The 19,419-nt window shown below is 31.9% G+C and carries 17 protein-coding genes, 1 tRNA gene and 1 pseudogene; 10 read left to right on the forward strand and 9 right to left on the reverse strand.

Features of this window, described 5'->3' with window-relative positions:
• The 3 genes and pseudogenes from ABI549_RS10050 to ABI549_RS10060 form a co-directional block, all read right to left on the reverse strand.
• Positions 1-757: pseudogene (locus ABI549_RS10050) on the reverse strand (UDP-N-acetylglucosamine 1-carboxyvinyltransferase); the annotation flags it as partial.
• A gap of 58 nt (positions 758-815) precedes the next feature.
• The gene (locus ABI549_RS10055; protein WP_348076326.1) at positions 816-1,532 is read right to left on the reverse strand and encodes a DUF4290 domain-containing protein; all 717 of its coding nucleotides are present in this window, start codon (positions 1,530-1,532) and stop codon (positions 816-818) included.
• Positions 1,533-1,535: 3 nt separating this feature from the next.
• Complete coding sequence (locus ABI549_RS10060; protein ID WP_348076327.1) at positions 1,536-1,820, reverse strand: DUF493 family protein; 285 nt, start codon at positions 1,818-1,820, stop codon at positions 1,536-1,538.
• Positions 1,821-1,980: 160 nt separating this feature from the next.
• Between ABI549_RS10060 and ABI549_RS10065 the strand changes: the two genes are divergently transcribed.
• From ABI549_RS10065 to ABI549_RS10085, 5 genes are all read left to right on the forward strand, one after another.
• Positions 1,981-2,514, forward strand: coding sequence for an ATP-binding protein (locus ABI549_RS10065; protein WP_348076328.1), 534 nt, complete (start codon positions 1,981-1,983; stop codon positions 2,512-2,514).
• Positions 2,515-2,598: 84 nt separating this feature from the next.
• On the forward strand, positions 2,599-4,491 hold the full coding sequence (locus ABI549_RS10070; RefSeq protein WP_348076329.1) for an ATP-dependent DNA helicase RecQ: 1,893 nt from the start codon (positions 2,599-2,601) through the stop codon (positions 4,489-4,491).
• Positions 4,492-4,577: 86 nt separating this feature from the next.
• A complete protein-coding gene (gene fmt / locus ABI549_RS10075) occupies positions 4,578-5,528 on the forward strand; it encodes a methionyl-tRNA formyltransferase (RefSeq protein WP_348076330.1) in 951 nt (316 codons plus the stop codon).
• Between the two features lie 168 nt (positions 5,529-5,696).
• Positions 5,697-5,972 carry an HU family DNA-binding protein gene (locus ABI549_RS10080; protein ID WP_091477041.1) on the forward strand — a complete coding sequence of 92 codons (276 nt, stop codon included), beginning with the start codon at positions 5,697-5,699 and terminating at the stop codon, positions 5,970-5,972.
• Between the two features lie 117 nt (positions 5,973-6,089).
• Positions 6,090-6,650: a YqgE/AlgH family protein gene (locus tag ABI549_RS10085; RefSeq protein WP_348076331.1), complete on the forward strand. Its 561-nt coding sequence runs from the start codon at positions 6,090-6,092 to the stop codon at positions 6,648-6,650.
• Here the strand turns inward: ABI549_RS10085 and ABI549_RS10090 are convergent.
• Together ABI549_RS10090 and ABI549_RS10095 are read right to left on the reverse strand one after the other, a co-directional pair.
• Positions 6,647-7,441 carry an aminotransferase class IV gene (locus ABI549_RS10090; protein ID WP_348076332.1) on the reverse strand — a complete coding sequence of 265 codons (795 nt, stop codon included), beginning with the start codon at positions 7,439-7,441 and terminating at the stop codon, positions 6,647-6,649. The genes ABI549_RS10085 and ABI549_RS10090 overlap by 4 nt on opposite strands.
• A gap of 53 nt (positions 7,442-7,494) precedes the next feature.
• Positions 7,495-7,887 carry an START-like domain-containing protein gene (locus ABI549_RS10095; protein WP_091477048.1) on the reverse strand — a complete coding sequence of 131 codons (393 nt, stop codon included), beginning with the start codon at positions 7,885-7,887 and terminating at the stop codon, positions 7,495-7,497.
• A gap of 144 nt (positions 7,888-8,031) precedes the next feature.
• Here ABI549_RS10095 and ABI549_RS10100 point away from each other — a divergent pair.
• Positions 8,032-8,105 (forward strand) — tRNA-Met (locus ABI549_RS10100).
• A 222-nt stretch (positions 8,106-8,327) separates the two neighbouring features.
• Here ABI549_RS10100 and ABI549_RS10105 read toward each other — a convergent pair.
• Both ABI549_RS10105 and ABI549_RS10110 read right to left on the reverse strand, forming a co-directional pair.
• Positions 8,328-9,083: a LysM peptidoglycan-binding domain-containing C40 family peptidase gene (locus ABI549_RS10105; protein ID WP_348076333.1), complete on the reverse strand. Its 756-nt coding sequence runs from the start codon at positions 9,081-9,083 to the stop codon at positions 8,328-8,330.
• Positions 9,084-9,190: 107 nt separating this feature from the next.
• The gene (locus ABI549_RS10110; protein WP_348076334.1) at positions 9,191-9,538 is read right to left on the reverse strand and encodes a LysM peptidoglycan-binding domain-containing protein; all 348 of its coding nucleotides are present in this window, start codon (positions 9,536-9,538) and stop codon (positions 9,191-9,193) included.
• A 140-nt stretch (positions 9,539-9,678) separates the two neighbouring features.
• Between ABI549_RS10110 and ABI549_RS10115 the strand changes: the two genes are divergently transcribed.
• From ABI549_RS10115 to ABI549_RS10130, 4 genes are read left to right on the forward strand one after another with little or no spacing between them, the layout of a single operon-like run.
• Entirely contained in the window at positions 9,679-10,794 is a 1,116-nt protein-coding gene (locus ABI549_RS10115; protein ID WP_348076335.1) for a Nif3-like dinuclear metal center hexameric protein, read from the forward strand.
• 2 nt (positions 10,795-10,796) lie between these two features.
• Positions 10,797-11,576 carry a C4-type zinc ribbon domain-containing protein gene (locus tag ABI549_RS10120; protein WP_348076336.1) on the forward strand — a complete coding sequence of 260 codons (780 nt, stop codon included), beginning with the start codon at positions 10,797-10,799 and terminating at the stop codon, positions 11,574-11,576.
• A gap of 32 nt (positions 11,577-11,608) precedes the next feature.
• Entirely contained in the window at positions 11,609-12,457 is an 849-nt protein-coding gene (locus ABI549_RS10125) for an alpha/beta fold hydrolase (RefSeq protein ID WP_348076337.1), read from the forward strand.
• A 41-nt stretch (positions 12,458-12,498) separates the two neighbouring features.
• Entirely contained in the window at positions 12,499-14,088 is a 1,590-nt protein-coding gene (locus ABI549_RS10130) for a peptide chain release factor 3 (RefSeq protein ID WP_348076338.1), read from the forward strand.
• Positions 14,089-14,169: 81 nt separating this feature from the next.
• Here ABI549_RS10130 and ABI549_RS10135 read toward each other — a convergent pair whose 3' ends face one another.
• Positions 14,170-18,750, reverse strand: a complete 4,581-nt coding sequence (locus tag ABI549_RS10135; protein WP_348076339.1) for a T9SS type A sorting domain-containing protein — start codon at positions 18,748-18,750, stop codon at positions 14,170-14,172.
• A gap of 111 nt (positions 18,751-18,861) precedes the next feature.
• Positions 18,862-19,170 carry a DUF3467 domain-containing protein gene (locus ABI549_RS10140; protein WP_348076340.1) on the reverse strand — a complete coding sequence of 103 codons (309 nt, stop codon included), beginning with the start codon at positions 19,168-19,170 and terminating at the stop codon, positions 18,862-18,864.
• Positions 19,171-19,419 lie beyond the last annotated feature (249 nt).

A 19,419-nucleotide genomic window follows, 5' to 3' on the forward strand; every position in this document is an offset into this window, starting at 1 on the left:
TCATAGCCGCAAGACCAATCCAAGAACCAATTTCAATCATATCAGGTAAAATTCTGTGCTCACAACCGCCAAGAGAATCTACTCCTTCTATAGTCAATAAGTTCGAACCAACGCCAGTTATTATTGCGCCCATCGAGTTTAGCATTTTACACAATTGTTGCAAATAAGGTTCGCAAGCAGCGTTATATATTGTAGTTGTTCCTTCAGCAAGAACTGCTGCCATGACAATATTCGCCGTTCCAGTTACAGATGCTTCATCGAGCAACATATAAGCACCTTTTAGTTTACCTTCGCATTCTACACCATAAAAATGGTCTTCTCTTTCGTATCTAAATTTAGCTCCAAGGTTTATAAAACCTTCAAAATGTGTATCTAATCTTCTTCTTCCTATTTTGTCACCACCTGGTTTTGGAATATATCCACAACCAAATCTTGCTAATAATGGCCCAACAATCATTATCGAACCACGAAGTGAACCCCCTTCTTTTTTGAAAGCTTCGGTTTTTAGATAATCGATATTTACTTCATCCGCCTGAAAAGTATAATCTCCAGGTCCATTTTTCTGAATTTTTACACCTAAATTTCCAAGTAAAACAATCAGTTTGTTTACATCAATAATATCTGGAACATTGGTTATTCTAACCTTTTCAGAGGTTAGCAATGCTGGACATAAAACTTGTAAAGCTTCATTTTTTGCTCCTTGTGGTGTGATTTCTCCTTTTAGTCGGATACCGCCTTCTATTTTGAAAGTACTCATTTTTAGATTTCAGATGTTAGATTTTAGATTTCAGATTTTTACACTGTAAACTAAAATTTTATATTGGTTTTCTGTTATTGTTCTTATTAATCATTGGTTTACCATTTTTTACAATTTTTGGTTTACCATTATTATTGTTTGTCTGAATTTTGTTCGACATGCGTTTGTTAGTTCTCATCAAATCGTTCGAATTCAATAATTCTTCTGTGCTTTGAGTCAAGTTTATTTTCCCGTCAGAAAGTTCTAACAAATGTTCAAAAATTACAGCATCAGTAACAGTGTCTTTGTTCCAACTCAAATAAGATTTTTTCATGTGCGTAGCAATCACTTTACACAAAGCATTTTTCAATTCGCCTTCCTCCCATTTGTTTGCCACATCAATCATGTACTTAATATTGTTTCCGTAAAAACGATATTTAGGGAAATTTTGAGGATATTTTAACGGATCGGGGCGCATTTTTAAAACCTCACGAGACGGAATCGGATATGGAGAATCTACATCTAATTTAAAATCAGACATGATAAATATTTGATCCCATAATTTGTGTTGAAAATCTAAAACATCACGCAAATGCGGATTCAAATTCCCCATAACCGATATAATGTATTTTGCTGCTTTATTGCGTTCAGCTCTATCTTCGATTATAGTAGCTTGATCAATTAGAACATGCAAATACCTACCATATTCAGGAATAATAAGCGGTTTTCTTTCAGAATTATATTCTAAATTTTGCACCACATCACCAGCAATTTCTTTTGTATATTTTGTATTCATAATTTACAGGGAAACGATACCTTCTATAGTACCTACTTCTTGATATTTATCAATTATTTCTTGGGCATTTTTCATAGTCACATCTACAGATATACTGGTAAATTTTCCCGTTTTAGATTTTGTAGTTTTTATCACTGCTCCCAAACAATTAAAAGCATTTTCGACACGTGCTACATTATCATCGATGGTTGGGACAATAAATTTAAACAAATATTCTGCAGGCCAAGTATTACTATTATCTAATTCTACCTTTAATCTTTCGTAGAATTCTTCAACTTTTTTATCCATTTTTCAACTTAAAATAAAAGCAAATATACAATTTTTAGCATTAATAAATTAGGATTTTTTGAAGCGAATTTTTTGATATTATTATTTACAATTCACTTCAATAAAAAAACTTTTAAAATCCCAATAACTTTAAGTACTTTTGCCCCTTATTTCTAAAAAAGTGCAAAAAGAAATCGTTGTTATCATAGGAGGACCTGGAACTGGCAAAACTACAATTATAGATGGGTTATTGTCTAAGGGTTATTGTTGTTATCCTGAAATTTCACGCGAAGTTATTCTTGAAGCAAAAAAAGAAGGAATAGAACAACTGTTTTTAGAAAACCCATTACTTTTTAGCGAATTATTACTTGAAGGTCGGAAAAAACAGTTCGTAAATGCGCAAAACGAACCTCATCCTATTGTTTTTCTAGACCGAGGAATTCCAGATGTTTTAGCATACATGCATTATATAGGTGATAGTTACCCAGCTTTTTTTGATACTGCTTGCCGCAACAATACTTATACTAAAATATTTATTTTACCACCTTGGGAAGATATATATATTTCTGATAATGAGCGGTATGAAAATTACGAACAAGCAAAACTCATTTACAAGCACCTTGTAGAAACCTACGAAAAATACGGTTACAATCTTATCGAAGTCCCAAAAGATAGCGTAGATAACAGAATTCTTTTTATATTAGAGCAAATTTAATTTAGGTTTTAATAATTCTAAAATCTGAATTCTAACCCGAGCCTGAAAGAGCGAATAGGCGAAGCAAATCTGAAATATATTTAAATGCAAAGAGCATTACAAATTCTTCAAAAACATTGGCATTACGATTCTTTTCGACCCGTTCAGGATAATATTATTCAATCGGTTCTTGAAGGAAATGACACTTTTGGACTTATGCCTACTGGTGGCGGAAAATCATTGTGTTTTCAAGTGCCAGCAATGGTAAATGATGGTTTGTGCTTGGTTATTTCTCCTTTGGTTGCTTTGATGAAAGATCAAGTGAATAATTTGCAATCCCGAGATATAAAAGCCATCGCGCTAACAGGTGCAATAAAAGCTGACGAATTAATAGAATTACTAGACAATTGTCAGTTCGGTAATTACAAATTTCTTTATCTATCTCCCGAAAGATTAGAACAAGATTGGGTTTTAGACAGAATAAAAGCCTTACCTATTTCCCTTATTGCTATTGATGAAGCGCATTGTGTTTCGCAATGGGGGCATGATTTTAGACCTTCCTATTTAAAAATAAAAAATTTAAAAACTCATTTTAGTAAAATTCCATTTATAGCACTTACCGCTTCGGCAACTCCGCAAGTTAAAGACGATATTATTGCACTATTAGGGTTAAAGGATCCTAAAGTTTTTCAGCAGTCATTCGCTCGAGATAATTTAGGCTATTTTATCATTCCTGCCGAAGACAAAATATACAAACTAAACCAGATTCTACAAAAAAATCCAGAATCGGCTATTATATATGTTCGAAACAGGAAAAACTGCCACGAGTATGCTTCTCATTTAGAAGTTTTAGGACATAAAACTACTTTTTATCACGCTGGTTTATCGGTAAAAGAAAAAGAAGCTAATATGAATTTGTGGATGCGTGACGAAAAAACGGTTATGATTGCTACCAGTGCTTTCGGAATGGGGATAGACAAACCCAATGTAAAAACGGTTATACACATTAACTTACCCGAAAACCTTGAAAGTTATTATCAAGAAGCAGGGAGAGCTGGACGAAATGGAGAAAAAGCTTTCGCTATTTTAATTAGTTCACCTTCAGATATTATTATGGCAGAAAGTCAGTTTATAGCTGTTTTGCCCGATACTATTTTCCTAAAAGATATTTTTGTGAAACTCTGCAATTATCTCCGAATCGCTTATGGAGAAGGAATTAACGAAGAATTTCCTTTTAATTTGAATCAATTTTGCAACCACTACAAATTACCAACATTAAAAACCTATAATGCGCTTCAGTTTCTGGACAGACAAAGTATTATTTCTCTTTCGCAAGAATTTTCAGAGAAAGCACAAGTTCAATTTTTAATCGAATCAAGAGAAGTAATTAGATATATTAGTTTAAATCCTGATGACGAACCTATTGTTTCAACTATTTTAAGAACTTATCCAGGAATTTTTGATTTGCAAACCAATATCAACACTAATTTTATTGCAAAAAAAGCGAATACAACCGAAGCTAAAGTACTAATTTTGCTAGAGAAGTTACAAAAGATGGAAATTGTCGCTTATTTTTCACAAAAAAACGAATCGAAAATAACATTTCTAGAAGTTCGTGAAGACGACAGAACCATCAATCGCGTTTCGAAACATTTAGAAAAACAAAATTTAGTTAAGAAAAATCAATTGCAATCGGTTATAAACTACGTTTCTAATAAAGATACTTGCAAGAGTAAATTGCTTTTGCAATATTTTGGAGAAACAATAACTAATGATTGTGGCATTTGCTCATATTGTTCTTGTAAAAAAGAAAAAAAATATAATTCCGAAGAAATTAGAAATCAAATTATTCAATTATTGACTGTGAATCCAATGAATTCTAGAACATTAATCGAAGTATTATCTATAGAAGAAGTAGAAATATTAAAAATATTGAAGCAACTCATAGAACACAATATGATTAGCATTAATACAAAAAATCAATACATAATAAAATGAAACGTCCACGACAATTATTATTGAAACGAAAGAATATATGGTAGGCGTTCCATCTTCCAATAAAAAAACAAATAGAATAAACACAGATGAAAGCATTACGAATAGTTTTTATGGGAACACCAGAATTTGCAGTAGGAATTCTAGACGCCATTGTAAAACAAAATAAACACAAAATAGTAGGCGTAATTACTGCTGCCGACAAACCAGCAGGAAGAGGTCAGAAAATAAAATATTCGGCAGTCAAAGAATATGCTTTAGAAAACAAGCTGACTTTACTACAACCAACAAATTTAAAAGACGAAGCTTTTTTAGAAGAATTAAAAGCATTAAACGCAAACCTTCATATAGTTGTTGCTTTTAGAATGTTGCCAAAAGTAGTTTGGGCAATGCCAGAATTAGGAACATTTAATTTGCATGCTTCGCTATTGCCAAATTATCGTGGTGCAGCCCCTATAAATTGGGCTATTATAAATGGTGAAACGAAAACTGGTGTAACTACTTTTTTTATTGATGATAAAATAGATACTGGCGCTATGATTTTAAGCAAAGAATTAGCAATTTCTGAATCTGAAAACGTTGGCGAGCTACATGACAAATTGATGATTTTAGGTTGCGATGCAGTTTTAGAAACTTTAGATAAAATTGCCGAAGGAAATGTCATAACTACAATTCAAGAAGATTCATCAGATATAAAAACTGCTTATAAACTAGATCGCGACAATTGCAAAATAGATTTCACAAAAAGTATAACCGTGGTTTACAATCTAATTCGTGGTTTGAGTCCGTACCCTTCGGCTTGGTGTAATTTCAAAGACAATGAACAAGAATTTAGCATAAAAATATATGATACAAAACAGGAAATACTATCTCATGATTATGCAATAGGAAGTATCATTACAACCAAAAAGGAAATGAAAATTGCCGTTCTTGGCGGTTTTATTCATGTTTTGTCACTACAATTCCCTGGAAAAAAGAAAATGGCGACCCACGAATTACTAAATGGAGTCACTTTTTCGGATTCAGCCAAGGTTTTTTAAACGTATAAATCACTGTTTTTAATTAAAAAATAGTCATTTATCAACAAACACGCGAAGTTATTAACAAAACAAGCAAAAAATCGTCTTAACTGTTGTGAGAATAGGAAATCCTTTTAAATTTGTATGCATAAGTTATAAATTATTAACCAATCAATTAATACAATTATTATGAACAAATCAGATTTAATCGATGCAATGTCAGCTTCTGCTGGAATTACAAAAGCTGCTGCTAAATTAGCTTTAGAATCATTTTTAGGTAATGTTGAAGGAACTTTGCAAAAAGGTGGAAGAGTTTCTCTAGTTGGATTTGGATCTTGGTCTGTGTCTAACAGAGCTGCAAGAGACGGAAGAAACCCACAAACAGGGAAAACTATTAAAATTGCTGCTAAAAACGTAGTGAAATTTAAAGCCGGTGCTGAATTAGAGGGATCAGTAAATAAATAATATTTTATTACCAAATTATTAAAGCCACGCCAATGCGTGGCTTTTTTTATATTTTTTAACGATTAAATTTGGTTTATAAGTATATTATTTGTTAAATTTAATTAAAAATCGGACATTATGATAGCTGTAAAACCAAAAAAAGGACATCTGTTAGTAGCAGAACCTTCTATAACTGGAGACTTATCTTTCAATAGATCAGTAGTTTTACTGGCAGATCATAATGCAGAAGGTTCGGTTGGATTTATTTTAAACAAACCTTTAGGATATACAATTAGAGATTTAATTCCTGAAATATCTGCTAGTTTCAAGATATATAATGGAGGCCCGATTGAACAAGACAATTTATATTTTATACACAATATCCCACAACTAATACCTAATAGTATCGAAATTGCGGAAGGAATATACTGGGGTGGATGCTTTGATTCTACTCGAGACTTAATTAATCAAGGCAAAATAAATAGAACTAATATTCGTTTTTTTCTAGGTTATTCCGGATGGGATGCAGAGCAATTGCAAAATGAACTAGAATCTAACTCTTGGATAATTTCAGAAAATGATCTTCATAATAAAATTATAGGAAAATCGTCGACCGATTTTTGGCGTGAAAAAATAATGGAACAAGGAGGAGACTATTTAATATGGTCTAATGCCCCCGAAAATCCAATGTTTAACTAACCTAATCTAATTTTTGCATTTAACTTTACAAGGAGTTGGTTTGCAATATTTGATTGAAACTCTTTTTTTCGGTATTTCGTTATTGGTTGAATTCCCATAATCACATTTGTAATGAACAACTCATCTGCTTTTTGCAAATCAAAAGGAGAAATTACAACCTCTATTACTTCTAAATTATCAATTGTTTTTCCTAAAGCTAAAATTTGTTTTCGCATAACCCCGTTTAAACAGCCTTCAGAAACTGGAGGAGTCGATAAAACACCATCTTTTAGCATAAAAATATTTCCATTTAAGACTTCAATCACATTTTTATCTTCATTAATTAAAATACAATTATCTAAATCATTTTCATTTGCATAAATACTCCCAGTAATATTTATTAATTTATTAGTCGTTTTTAAAGTAGAAATGAGCTGCTTCGAGATATAAAAATCTTTGTATAAATCGACTTCATAGTTAGTCTTTTGAATTTCGTACAAAGGTTTTTCAACTTTTAAAACCGCAATTTCGTAAGCTATATTGTTATTTTCGGGTAAATAATATCCGCCATCTTTTCTGTAAACAGTGATTCTAGCTCTCGCAGAAGTTTCAATATTCTCTGATTTTGCTTTAGATAGCAATTCATTTTCAAAAAATTCCATAGTAAAATTCATAGGAATTTCCATTCTTAGAATTCGCATAGAAGACATTAAACGAAAATAATGATCCTCTAAAAATAGAATTTTGTTGTCTAAAATTTTTACAGTTTCAAAAACTGCATCACCATATAAGAAAGCACGATTATTTTGCATAAAAAAAGCCCTGAAAAATTCAAGGCAAATATAAGTTTAATATTTTTTAGAAACTATACCGATCCTATAACATGTTTTAGATCTGAAACTTGATTCTCCCATAACAATTTCGATTCTTCAACATCATCTGCCTCAGCATAATCGACAACCATTAGAGAAACGTCTTTAGTGATTTCGTCGACAAGTATTCTTAGTTCAAAATAATATTCGGTATCTTTATTGTCATCATCCATCCATTTGAACTTGATTTTTTCACCCGTTTTTTTAGAATACAATCTTGCTTTTTCTTCGGAATCATTCCAAATAAAAGTATAAAATTCTCCACGTGAGTTTACATTATCTGCAAACCATTCTTGTAGCCCTGAAGGAGTTGAAATATATTGGTATAATAACTGCGGAGACGAGTTTATAGGAAATTCTAGTTCGTATCTTATTTTGCTTTCCATTGTTTGTAATTTGGGCGTAATATATATAATTATGGTTTGAAAAAAAAATTATTTTAATAATAATATTTTTCTTGAAAAATATTTGCACCCTTTAAATTTAGTGTTATATTTGCACCCGCATTGAGAGATGCAAATTATATTATTGGCGAGATAGCTCAGTCGGTTAGAGCGCAGGATTCATAACCCTGAGGTCACGGGTTCAACTCCCGTTTTCGCTACAAGATTTATATAAAAAACGACTTAGATTTACTAAGTCGTTTTTTTTATGTGCAAAATATTGATTTTACAAACAGTATTGAATATGAGATCTAACTAACCCGTTTATTATTAATTAAAAATAGATCTAATAATCATTTTAGCAACTTAAAAAAAAAGTTGTTATTGAAGAATCCACTACTTTATATAAAAAGAGTATTTATCCAAAAACAGTATTATGCTTATTATTCCAAAACTCTATTTACTTGTACAAATCTTTTAGCATAATAATCTTCTTTAGTTGAAGATATAATTACACCTGCATGAACTGATGAATGTATAAATTTTATTTCATCATCAAGAACTTCAACTACCATCCCAACATGGTTAATATTTCCTCTTCCATTAGTTGTAAAAAAGATTAGATCTCCTTTTTGCGCTTTGTTTTTATCAATTCTGATACCGTAAGTAGACTGTCCAGAAGAAGTTCTTGGCAAATCGACATCAATCTCTTTAAATGTATTAATCATTAACCCCGAACAATCGAAACCTCCTTTGTTTGTTCCGCCACTTCTATATCTTGTACCTATATTTTCCGAGGCTTTAATGACTAATAATTCTGCTTTGTCCATAGCTTCAGCCGACAGAGGATTTACAACAACCTCATCATCCTTATGAGGAATTATTTCTATTACTCTTATTTGAGGCACTACTGCATTTTCTTCGTCTGCATCTTCTTCAATTTGCGATTTTATCTCTTCTTTTTCTTTAATTTCTTCGTTAATTTTTACTTCATTAATCACAGGACTCTGTAAAATAACAACTTCCTTTTTATTACCTTTTTTAATCAAAAGGTTAAAACCAACAGGTAAATCACTAATGATTTCTGGATTCAAATTTTCTAATTCAGAGATACTAATTTTATATTTTTTTGAAATACCATATTTAGTCTCTTTTGGCAAAACGAGATGCGTAATTTCTACTTCATTAGGAATTACCAACTGTTTTTCTGGTTCGCTTTTTTTAATACCTTTTGATGACTCCGAAACCGCAACTAAATGTTTATTCTGATTATTAACAACAGGAATACTTAATTTGAGTCCAATTTCTAACCCTCTTTTTCGATAATTGGATTTGCATTTTTAATATCTTCAATTGAAACCTTATATTGCTTAGAAATCCCATACAAAGTCTGTTTGGGTAGTACTTCGTGAATAATTGGCAAAGTGTTATTACTTAAATCAGAATTTGATTTAGGAATTAATAAGATTGAGTTTATTTTTAATTTATTTTTAGCATTTGGATTCAATTTGAAAATATCATCTTGCTTTACATTATATCTTTTAGCTATTTGGTAGATACTCTCGCCTTTTGCTACAATATGTTTGATGTTGTTTTCTTGCGAAAAAACATTTATAGTGATAAAAAAAAATAGTAATAATTTAAAGTCTTTCATATATTTATTATTTCATCCAAAATGGGGAAAAGGCTAAAATAATCTTTAAAAATTAATTTGTAAAAAGAATAATGATTTTTTTAACTAAATAAAAACAATGAAAATGTAAATTTACAATCTCAAATAATCGAAAAAACACAATGAAAATAAAAGAAATTCTTTCCCTTCTTGAAGAAATGGCACCACTCGCCTATGCAGAAGATTTTGATAATGTGGGTTTACTTGTTGGAGATTCGAACAACGAAGCAACAGGTGTTTTAATTTGTCATGACGCACTAGAAACAGTCATTAACGAAGCTATTACTAAAAAATGTAATCTTGTGGTTTGCTTCCACCCTATTTTATTTTCAGGTTTAAAAAAGATTACAGGTAAGAATTATGTAGAACGAGCTATTATAAAAGCGATAAAAAAAGACATAGCTATTTATGCCGTTCACACAGCTTTAGACAATCATCAGCAAGGTGTAAATAAAATTTTCTGTGACGCCTTGGGATTAAGAAATACGAAGATTTTAATACCAAAACCAAATTTTATTCAAAAATTAGTCACTTATACCATTCCCGAAAATTCAGAAACTATTCGCACGGCAATGTTGCAAGCTGGAGCAGGAACAATAGGAAATTATGATCATTGTAGTTTTAATTCTGAAGGATTTAGTACATATAAAGGAAATGAAAATAGTAATCCAGTTGTGGGAACCAAAGGCGAACTCACAAAAACTAACGAAATAAAAATCGAAGTAGTTTTTGAAAAACATTTACAAAGCAAAATTCTAAAAGCTTTATTTGCTAATCATATTTATGAAGAAATCGCTTATGAAATTTATGATTTACAAAATTCGCATCAAAATATAGGACTAGGAATGGTTGGCGAATTGGAAACCAAGATGACTGAAAAAGATTTTCTAGAATTTGTAAAAGCTAAAATGCAATGTGGTGGCATTCGTCACAGCAAATTTTTAAATAAAAAAATAAAAAAAGTAGCTGTTCTTGGCGGAGCAGGAAGTTTTGCTATTAAAAATGCTATTTCAGCTGGAGCCGATGCTTTTTTGACCGCCGATTTAAAATACCATCAGTTTTATGAAGCTGAAAATCAGTTGCTTTTAGCCGATATTGGTCATTTTGAAAGCGAACGATACACAAAAAACTATATATTTGATTATCTTACGAAAAAAATGATTAATTTTGCACCCGATTCGGCTTTTAGTGGAATCGTTTTATCAGAAGAAAATACAAATCCAGTTAAGTACTTATAAATATGGCAGCTACAAAAGAATTGAACGTTGAAGAGAAGTTAAGAGCGTTATACGATTTACAGTTAATCGACACTCGTATTGACGAAATTAGAAATGTAAGAGGCGAATTACCACTAGAAGTGGAAGATTTAGAAGATGAAGTAGCAGGATTAAGCACTCGTTTAGAAAAACTAAAAGTTGATTTAGAATCTATTGACGAAAAAATTAAAGAAAAGAAAAATGCTATTGATGAGCACAAAGAATCAATAAAAAAATACACAAAACAACAAGATAGTGTTCGTAACAATAGAGAATTTAACTCTTTGACTAAAGAAGTTGAGTATCAAGAATTAGAAATTCAATTGTCTGAGAAGCACATCAAAGAAATGAAAGCTTCTATCGAGCACAAGAAAGAAGTTTACAATCAATCAAAAGAAAGATTAGAAGCAAAATCTAATCACTTGAAGCATAAAAAATCAGAATTAGAAGCAATTATGTCTGAAACTGAAAAAGAAGAAAAATTCTTATCTGAAAAATCATCAGAATATGAAGCAAAAATCGAAGAGCGTTTACTAATCGCTTACAAAAGAATTCGTTCTAGTGTAAGAAACGGATTAGCAGTAGTTTCTATCGAAAGAGGAGCATCAGCAGGATCATTCTTTACAATCCCACCACAAATTCAAATGGAAATTGCTTCTCGCAAGAAAGTAATTACAGATGAGCACAGTGGTCGTATTTTAGTAGATAGCTCACTAGCAGAAGAAGAAAAAGAAAAAATGGAGAAATTATTCGCCAAAATGTAATACATTAAGCCTTCTAAATGAAGGCTTTTTTTATGGAAAAAAAAATCAATTTTACATTCACAAAAACCATAGGATTATATATTAACATATTAAGTTATATAATGCCAGATAAGGCATTATCATTAGCTTACGGTTTTTTTAGCGAGCCTCGAAGAGGTAAGTTATCTACTAATAATCTTCCTGGAATTTTAAAAGAAGCAAAACTAGAAACCAGCAGTCATAACAATCATCAATTTCAAACTTATACTTGGCAAGGCAATGAAAATAAAATTTTATTGGTTCACGGCTGGGAAAGCAATGCATCACGTTGGGAAAAACTAATTCGTTTATTATTAAAATCTGGCAGCACAATTATTGCGATTGATGCACCAGCGCATGGTCTAAGTAGTGGCAAGGAATTTAATGTTCCCACCTATGCAGAATTTATCAATGCTTTTTCTAAAACACACCAGCCAAATATTATAATTGGACACTCCATGGGTGGCGTAGCTTGTGCTTATTACCAGCATAATTACCAACAAAATCATGTCCAAAAAATGATATTATTAGGATCTCCATCTGATTTTAATATTTTAATGCAAAAATATATTAATTTGTTAGGATTAAATAATAAAGTAAACCTACTCATAAAAACCTATATTAAGCAACGCTTCAATATTAATACTGATGAGTTTACAAGTCATAATTTTTTAAAAAAAACTACAATTTCTGGTATTATTGCACATGATATTCACGATGATGTAGTTTCTTTTTCCGAAGCAAAAAAAATAGCATCAGCCTGGAAAAACGCTCATTTTATAGAAACCAAAAATCTTGGTCACAGCATGCAAGATGATACATTAAACCATACTATTTATCAATTTCTATTTGAAGTAATATAATTCAATTTTTAAATAATTATATTTGCCGAAAATTATAGTAAATGAGTTTCCTTAAAGAAATAGAACGCAGAAGAACATTTGGTATTATCTCACACCCTGATGCTGGTAAAACAACACTAACAGAGAAATTACTTCTTTTTGGAGGAGCGATACAAGAAGCTGGAGCAGTAAAAAACAATAAAATTAAAAAAGGCGCTACTTCAGATTTTATGGAAATAGAACGTCAGAGAGGAATCTCGGTTTCTACTTCCGTTTTAGCTTTTATATATAAAGATAAAAAAATTAATATTCTGGATACGCCAGGACACAAAGATTTTGCAGAAGATACTTTTAGAACCCTAACAGCTGTAGATAGCGTTATTGTAGTTATTGATGTTGCAAAAGGTGTCGAAGAACAAACAGAAAAACTGGTAGCCGTTTGTAGGATGCGTAAAATTCCTATTCTAGTTTTTATAAACAAATTAGACCGAGAAGGAAAAGATGCTTTCGACTTGATGGATGAAGTAGAGCAAAAACTAGGCTTAACGGTTACGCCTATGAGTTTTCCTATAGGAATGGGTTATGATTTTCAGGGAATATATAATATTTGGGAAAAGAATATTAACCTTTTTAGTAGTGATAGCCGAAAAAACATTGATGATGTTGTCGCCATTTCTGATGTACAAAGTCTAGAATTAGAAAAAATAATTGGTCAGAAACCAGCGAATGATCTTCGTGATAATTTAGAATTAATTACTGAGGTTTATCCACCATTTGACAGACAGGATTATCTTGACGGAAAATTACAACCTGTATTTTTTGGTTCGGCATTAAATAATTTTGGAGTTAGAGAATTACTAGATTGTTTTGTAGAAATTGCTCCTTCACCAAGACCTAAAGAATCAGAAACGAGATTAGTAGATCCTACCGAAGAAAAATTATCTGGATTTGTGTTTAAAATTCATGCTAATATGGATCCTAAACACCGAGATAGATTGGCATTTGTAAAAATTGTTTCAGGGACTTTCGAAAGAAACAAACCTTATTTACACGTTCGTCAAGGGAAAAATTTAAAATTTTCTAGTCCAAATGCTTTTTTTGCTGAGAAAAAAGAAATTGTAGATATTTCTTATCCTGGTGATATTGTAGGTTTACATGATACCGGAAACTTCAAGATTGGAGATACATTGACCGAAGGTGAGCAAATGAGTTTCAAAGGAATTCCGAGTTTCTCTCCAGAACATTTTAGATACATTAACAATGCCGATCCGCTAAAAGCAAAACAACTTGAGAAAGGAATTGACCAGTTGATGGACGAAGGTGTTGCACAATTATTTACACTTGAATTAAATAACAGAAAAATTATTGGAACAGTTGGAGCGCTTCAATATGAAGTAATTCAGTATAGATTAGAACACGAATATGGTGCTAAATGTACTTACGAGAATTTGCCTGTTCACAAAGCCTGTTGGGTAAAACCTACAGATCCTAAAAGTGAGGAATTTAAAGAGTTTAAGCGTATTAAACAGAAATTCTTGGCACATGACAAGTACAAACAATTGGTTTTCCTTGCCGATAGTGATTTTACAATTCAAATGACACAAAGTAAGTTCCCAAATGTAAAGTTATTTTTCACTTCAGAATTTGATTAATTAGTTTATCGTTTTTTGATTAAAGTAAAAAATCCCATTCGTTTTCACGAATGGGATTTTTATTTATTATCTAATTAATAATTATCTCTTTACTACTTTGATAGTTTTAGAAATATCATTTGCTTCTACTTTTACTAAATAAGTACCCGCATTTAAACCTGACATATCAATTTGTGTTGATGTAGCAGTTACTTTTTTAGTTAACACTTGTTGTCCTAAAAGATTATAAACTGTTACATTACTCAATTCACCAGTATATTCAATATTAAGAATATTACTTACTGGATTTGGATACGCTTTGAAACCACTAACAATATCAAATTGATTAACACTTAAGAAAGTAAACTCATCTGCACCCATATCTGGTGTTGTAGCACTTCTTAAATCACCATCAATATCGTTTGTTACTGTTGCTATAGGAGTTCCTAAGTTATCCAATGCAGCATCATATACGTGCAAGTCAGTTGATGAAGTAAATGTTGGTATAATGTTTATCGAAGCTGTATTTCCTCCAAAACCTGCAATAATATTTGCAAGCGCTGCTCTTGCAGAACCAATATAACCAAGATTTGCACCAGAAGAATAATAATCATTATAATCTATAGCAGCAAAAACCGTGTTAGGAGCTGCTGAATAAATAGTATATTTCTCTCCTGTTTGTGTTTGTGTATTGCTAAATATATTATTACGAATATTAACAGCACCTGCAAGAGTTACACCTACACCAATATTTATTGCAGCTGGTAATCCTGAAACAGTTTGATTTGTATTCATTGCTACACTATTATTATAGATACCATAACCAGCACCAGCACCTACAAACATTCCATTACCATTGTCTGCAATAGTAGCGGTAGACGCATAACCATAACTAGAAACATCACTAATAAAATTGTTATATGTGTTTATATTAGCTACCGTACTAGAACTATTTAGATACAAACCTACACTACCATAACCTGTAGTATTTGTATTCTTAATATCATAAATTTTATTATTAAAAATATTTCCATTTAAGGAATTGGCTCCTATCAAAATCCCAGCTGTTGTAGAAGTTGAAGCGGTTATTACACCCGAAATTTGATTCCCTGAGACAGTAAAATTCTGTGCATTTTGAACTGACAATCCTCTAAAACTTAATTTTTCTGCTACTACAGCTGATCCAACAATATTATTGGTTATTATCCAATTTTGATCAGGAGTTGTTGCATTTCCAAAAGCAAATACACCATTTTGCACTTTCTTAAAGGTATTATTTGTAATTGTTAAGTTACTATTAGAAACTTCTGCTGCAGCACCTAGTACAGAACCACTTACTATTATTCCTTGAGCGGAAGCAAGTGTATTACCCATAACATTGGTATTTTTAATTACCGTATTTAAAGCACCATTTGTAAGAGTACTAGCTACCCATATTATGGTTCCAGTACTTGTATTTTCAATAGTCAAATCTCTTGAGCTTACTCCATTAGAACCATCAATAGTCACATAATCAGCACCATCTAACTTTATTATAGATACTGTATTACTTCCTGAAATTGTTGGAGAAACTCCTACAGCAGACTTAATAGTTAACGTATTAACAGTACTTGCATCAGTATTTTGTGAAATAGTTATAGGATAAGTCTCTGCTGGATAAGTTGCATCGATTAACGAAAATGTTACTGGTCCAGTTAAACATTTTGTATTATAATCTGCTACAGCAGCTGTTAATGTAGTATAAGCACCAGCGACACCTACAGTATATACTCCATTCAATGGCGTTACTACTGAATAACTAAATGGTGTTGTTGGTGCAGTTGTAACCGCTGGAGGATTTGCTGTAAACCCAGCAGCTCCTGACGATGGCAGAGCATTAAGATTAGGTGTTCCTACATTATCTTGAGCTACAAAATAATAAGTAATAACATCCCCTAGTACACTTCCTGTCCCAACTGAAAAATTATAAACCCCTGCTCCAGCTGAAACAGCTGTTACCGCAGAATATGGACCTGCATTTATTCTCCAATAAGCCACTGGCAAACCAGCACCTGACGTAGGCACTCCACTTGCATCAGCAATTGTAGCTGATATAGTCCTTACACCCCCCGTACAATCATTACTTACTACTGTATGTGTGATTGTTGGCCCTACAATATCTAAAAGAATTCCTGCAAACTCATCAGCTCCAATATCTGGAGTAGTTGCGTTACGCACATCGCCATCAAAATCGTCTGTAACCACAGCTACATTAGCACCTCCGCTTTCAATCTGAGTTGCAATAGTAGTATCAATATGTAAGAAATTTGCATTAGCACCAAATGTACTAACAAAATTAGGGTTTTCGCTTACAGATGAAGCATCGCGAGAAGCTACTCTAGTTTTATAAGCAGTTAAAGTTACATCTGTATTTGTACCATCTGTAAAAATGTTGCTTGCATAAAATAAGTTATTATTTGAAGCCGTAGCATAAGATGTCAATGTTGTAGAAGATCTTCTGTAAGCTACTGCTAATCCTGCACCAGTAGTTGTTGAATTATTTACAAAAATATTATTGCGTAAAGTAACTGTCGGAGTTGTAGAGACAGATACTGCACTTGAACCAAATAAAGCTCCTGTACTAGATGCGTTTAACATCACTGTATTATTATAAGCATTTACTGTTGTTCCACCAGTAATATTAATCCCATTTAAAGGATTTCCTGCATTTGCAATTGGCGTTCTTAAATCTCCAATAATATTGTTATAAGCAGTTACTAAAGTACCTCCACTTATAAGTAAACCATTTACTGTTGAAGCAGCATTACTTCCTGATAAATCATAAATTTTATTTTTATATGCATTTGTTCCTGTAGCACTTGCTCCACTTACAGTAAGACCGGTCACAGATGATGCTCCTGTACTTGACAATGTATTTACAGCATTTCCTGAAATATTTACCAAAGGAGATGCACTACTACAAGCAATAGCAATAATTGTTCCTCCTGCTCCAGAAGATACCAAGTTTGCAACGGTATTATTAGTAATATTTAGTGGATTACCTCCTGAAAATGAACTACCAATTGTTATCCCTGTTATTGCTCCTTGACCAGAAACATTAGTAATTATATTATTAGAAATATTTGAAGTTGCTCCTATATAGGTAAAAGACATACCAGTAATACTACTAGTTCCTCCAGCCCAGTTATTAAAAATATTTCCTGTAACAGTTCTATTAGGGCTTGTACCAGCTCCATCACTATTAGTGATACCAACAATAGCTGTAGCTCCTGTTACCGTTATATTTGATAAATTATTATTTGTCATCACACTGTTAGAGCCGTTTACTGAACTTGTTCCTGAAGTTAAACCTGTAATAGTCCCTCCAGCACCTGTTTTAGAAAAAGCTGTAACAATAGCGTTATTAGAAATAGTATGCGTTGCATTTATAATCATAGAAGCTCCATGAGAAATAAAGGTTACACTTCCTGTAGTGTTTACAGAAATATTTGTAAAAGTATTGTTATTAATATTTTTAACAAAATCTAGACCATTTGTTGTAATAAATACTATAGCACCAGTTCCTGCAACGGTATGTCCAAAATTATTAAAATCATTATTATTAATATTAAGGGTACTTGTAGCGCTTGAAGACCCTGAAGGATAATTTATCCCATTTATAGCTCCAGCAATTAATCCAGATTTTAATGAAATATTATTATTATTTATAGTATTTGTAAATGCGCTTGTTGGCGCATTAGAAGATCCAGCCAACTGAATACCATTTAAGGTACCAGCTGTTACACCACCTACAGAACTTGTAACAGTGTTATAAGAAATATTTGTTCCGTTAGAGTTTCTAACCAAAATTCCATTTACCGATCCAGATACATTTGCATAAGCAGAAAAAGTTCCTGTTGTACCGTAGTTTGTTATAGTATTAGCCGTAACTAAAGAGGTTCCACCAATATCTAATCCTGTGTTTTGGTCTGCTACAGCAGTTGGCCCAACCACAACAATCCCGTTGTTAACGTTGCTAATCGCATTTGCATAAATTTTTAACGAATGATTTCCACCCGTTGCAGATGTTGCCGTTGCAGATGTTGTAACAAGAATAGCAGTATGTGTAGAATTACTATAAATACCAAAAGTGTTTTGATAAACTCTATTTAATGAAATAGTATTGTTTTGAATAGTATTATTTTGAGCACCATTTGTAGTAGTGGCATACAATAAAGCAACACCCCATTCGGTCATGTTATTTGTTGCTGCAGCTGTAGTTAGATTGGTAGCATTTTCTTGCATAGTAAAGTTTTGCAAAGTAACATAATCTGCTCCTACTAATTTAAAAATAGCATCGGTTAATGTCCCTGCAACTAAAGCACCTGATGCAGTAATAGTACTAGTATTTCCTTGAATAAGGATTGTATTTGCAGCAGTTCCTTGTGCGGTAATTGCATAACCACCAACTGGAGCAGTTTCGTTTCCTACCAATGTAATTGTTACAGGACTAGTAATTGTAGTTCCGTTTAATGCTGTAATAGCTGAAGCTAAATCAGGATAGGTTGGAGCTAATCCTGAACCACTGTTTGTGGTTACTTGTGCGTTACTTATCGTTGCTGTGATTAGCATTACGATAACCGTGAACATAGATTTCCACATAGGAATTTTACTTGTTCGTTTTGAATTGTAATTTTTGTTCATATTAGATAGTTTATATTAATTTAAAAAATAATTTCAAATATATGTAATATAACAAAGCAAAAATTAAATTATAAAAAAAATCCATCACAAATTAATGATGGATTTTTTATTTTAAGCCTGTCCGGCTGTACCAAAATTTAGAGGAATCGGGGGTTGTTCAGATTCAACAATTTTACCATTTACACTTTCGAAACGCTGAATATTTTCGGCAATAGCTTTCACTAGTCGTTTGGCATGTTGTGGTGTAAGTATAATTCTCGATTTTACTTTAGCTTTAGGCACTCCAGGCATAATATTTACAAAATCCAATACAAACTCTGTATTTGAGTGGTTTATTATAGCGAGGTTAGAATAAACACCTTCGGCTGTTTGCTCATCTAATTCGATATTTATTTGTCCTTGTTGGTTATTATCATTCATGATTTTATTTTATTTTATTTTATTTTATTTTATTTAAATAGATTAAAACTAAAATCCTAATAACTCAATAAAGAGCTATTAGGATTTATAAATATAATTAAGAAAATCTAATTATTTGAATTAATAATTGAATTCTTCTTTTGCAACCATCAAATCATTGTATTCTTCTTTAGATCCTACAATTGTATTGTCATATTCTCTCATACCTGTACCGGCTGGGATTCTATGTCCTACAATTACATTTTCTTT

Source organism: Flavobacterium sp. (assembly GCF_039932285.1).
In the GTDB taxonomy this organism is placed as follows: Bacteria; Bacteroidota; Bacteroidia; order Flavobacteriales; family Flavobacteriaceae; genus Flavobacterium.

Excerpts from the sequence above, each read along its gene's own strand:
- ABI549_RS10055 (WP_348076326.1), bottom strand. The coding sequence starts at position 1,532 with ATGAATACAAAATATACAAAAGAAATTGCTGGTGATGTGGTGCAAAAT.
- ABI549_RS10060 (WP_348076327.1), bottom strand. The coding sequence starts at position 1,820 with ATGGATAAAAAAGTTGAAGAATTCTACGAAAGATTAAAGGTAGAATTA.
- ABI549_RS10070 (WP_348076329.1), top strand. The coding sequence starts at position 2,599 with ATGCAAAGAGCATTACAAATTCTTCAAAAACATTGGCATTACGATTCT.
- fmt (WP_348076330.1), top strand. The coding sequence starts at position 4,578 with ATGAAAGCATTACGAATAGTTTTTATGGGAACACCAGAATTTGCAGTA.
- ABI549_RS10080 (WP_091477041.1), top strand. The coding sequence starts at position 5,697 with ATGAACAAATCAGATTTAATCGATGCAATGTCAGCTTCTGCTGGAATT.
- ABI549_RS10085 (WP_348076331.1), top strand. The coding sequence starts at position 6,090 with ATGATAGCTGTAAAACCAAAAAAAGGACATCTGTTAGTAGCAGAACCT.
- ABI549_RS10090 (WP_348076332.1), bottom strand. The coding sequence starts at position 7,441 with ATGCAAAATAATCGTGCTTTCTTATATGGTGATGCAGTTTTTGAAACT.
- ABI549_RS10095 (WP_091477048.1), bottom strand. The coding sequence starts at position 7,887 with ATGGAAAGCAAAATAAGATACGAACTAGAATTTCCTATAAACTCGTCT.
- ABI549_RS10110 (WP_348076334.1), bottom strand. The coding sequence starts at position 9,538 with ATGAAAGACTTTAAATTATTACTATTTTTTTTTATCACTATAAATGTT.
- ABI549_RS10115 (WP_348076335.1), top strand. The coding sequence starts at position 9,679 with ATGAAAATAAAAGAAATTCTTTCCCTTCTTGAAGAAATGGCACCACTC.
- ABI549_RS10120 (WP_348076336.1), top strand. The coding sequence starts at position 10,797 with ATGGCAGCTACAAAAGAATTGAACGTTGAAGAGAAGTTAAGAGCGTTA.
- ABI549_RS10125 (WP_348076337.1), top strand. The coding sequence starts at position 11,609 with ATGGAAAAAAAAATCAATTTTACATTCACAAAAACCATAGGATTATAT.
- ABI549_RS10130 (WP_348076338.1), top strand. The coding sequence starts at position 12,499 with ATGAGTTTCCTTAAAGAAATAGAACGCAGAAGAACATTTGGTATTATC.
- ABI549_RS10135 (WP_348076339.1), bottom strand. The coding sequence starts at position 18,750 with ATGAACAAAAATTACAATTCAAAACGAACAAGTAAAATTCCTATGTGG.
- ABI549_RS10140 (WP_348076340.1), bottom strand. The coding sequence starts at position 19,170 with ATGAATGATAATAACCAACAAGGACAAATAAATATCGAATTAGATGAG.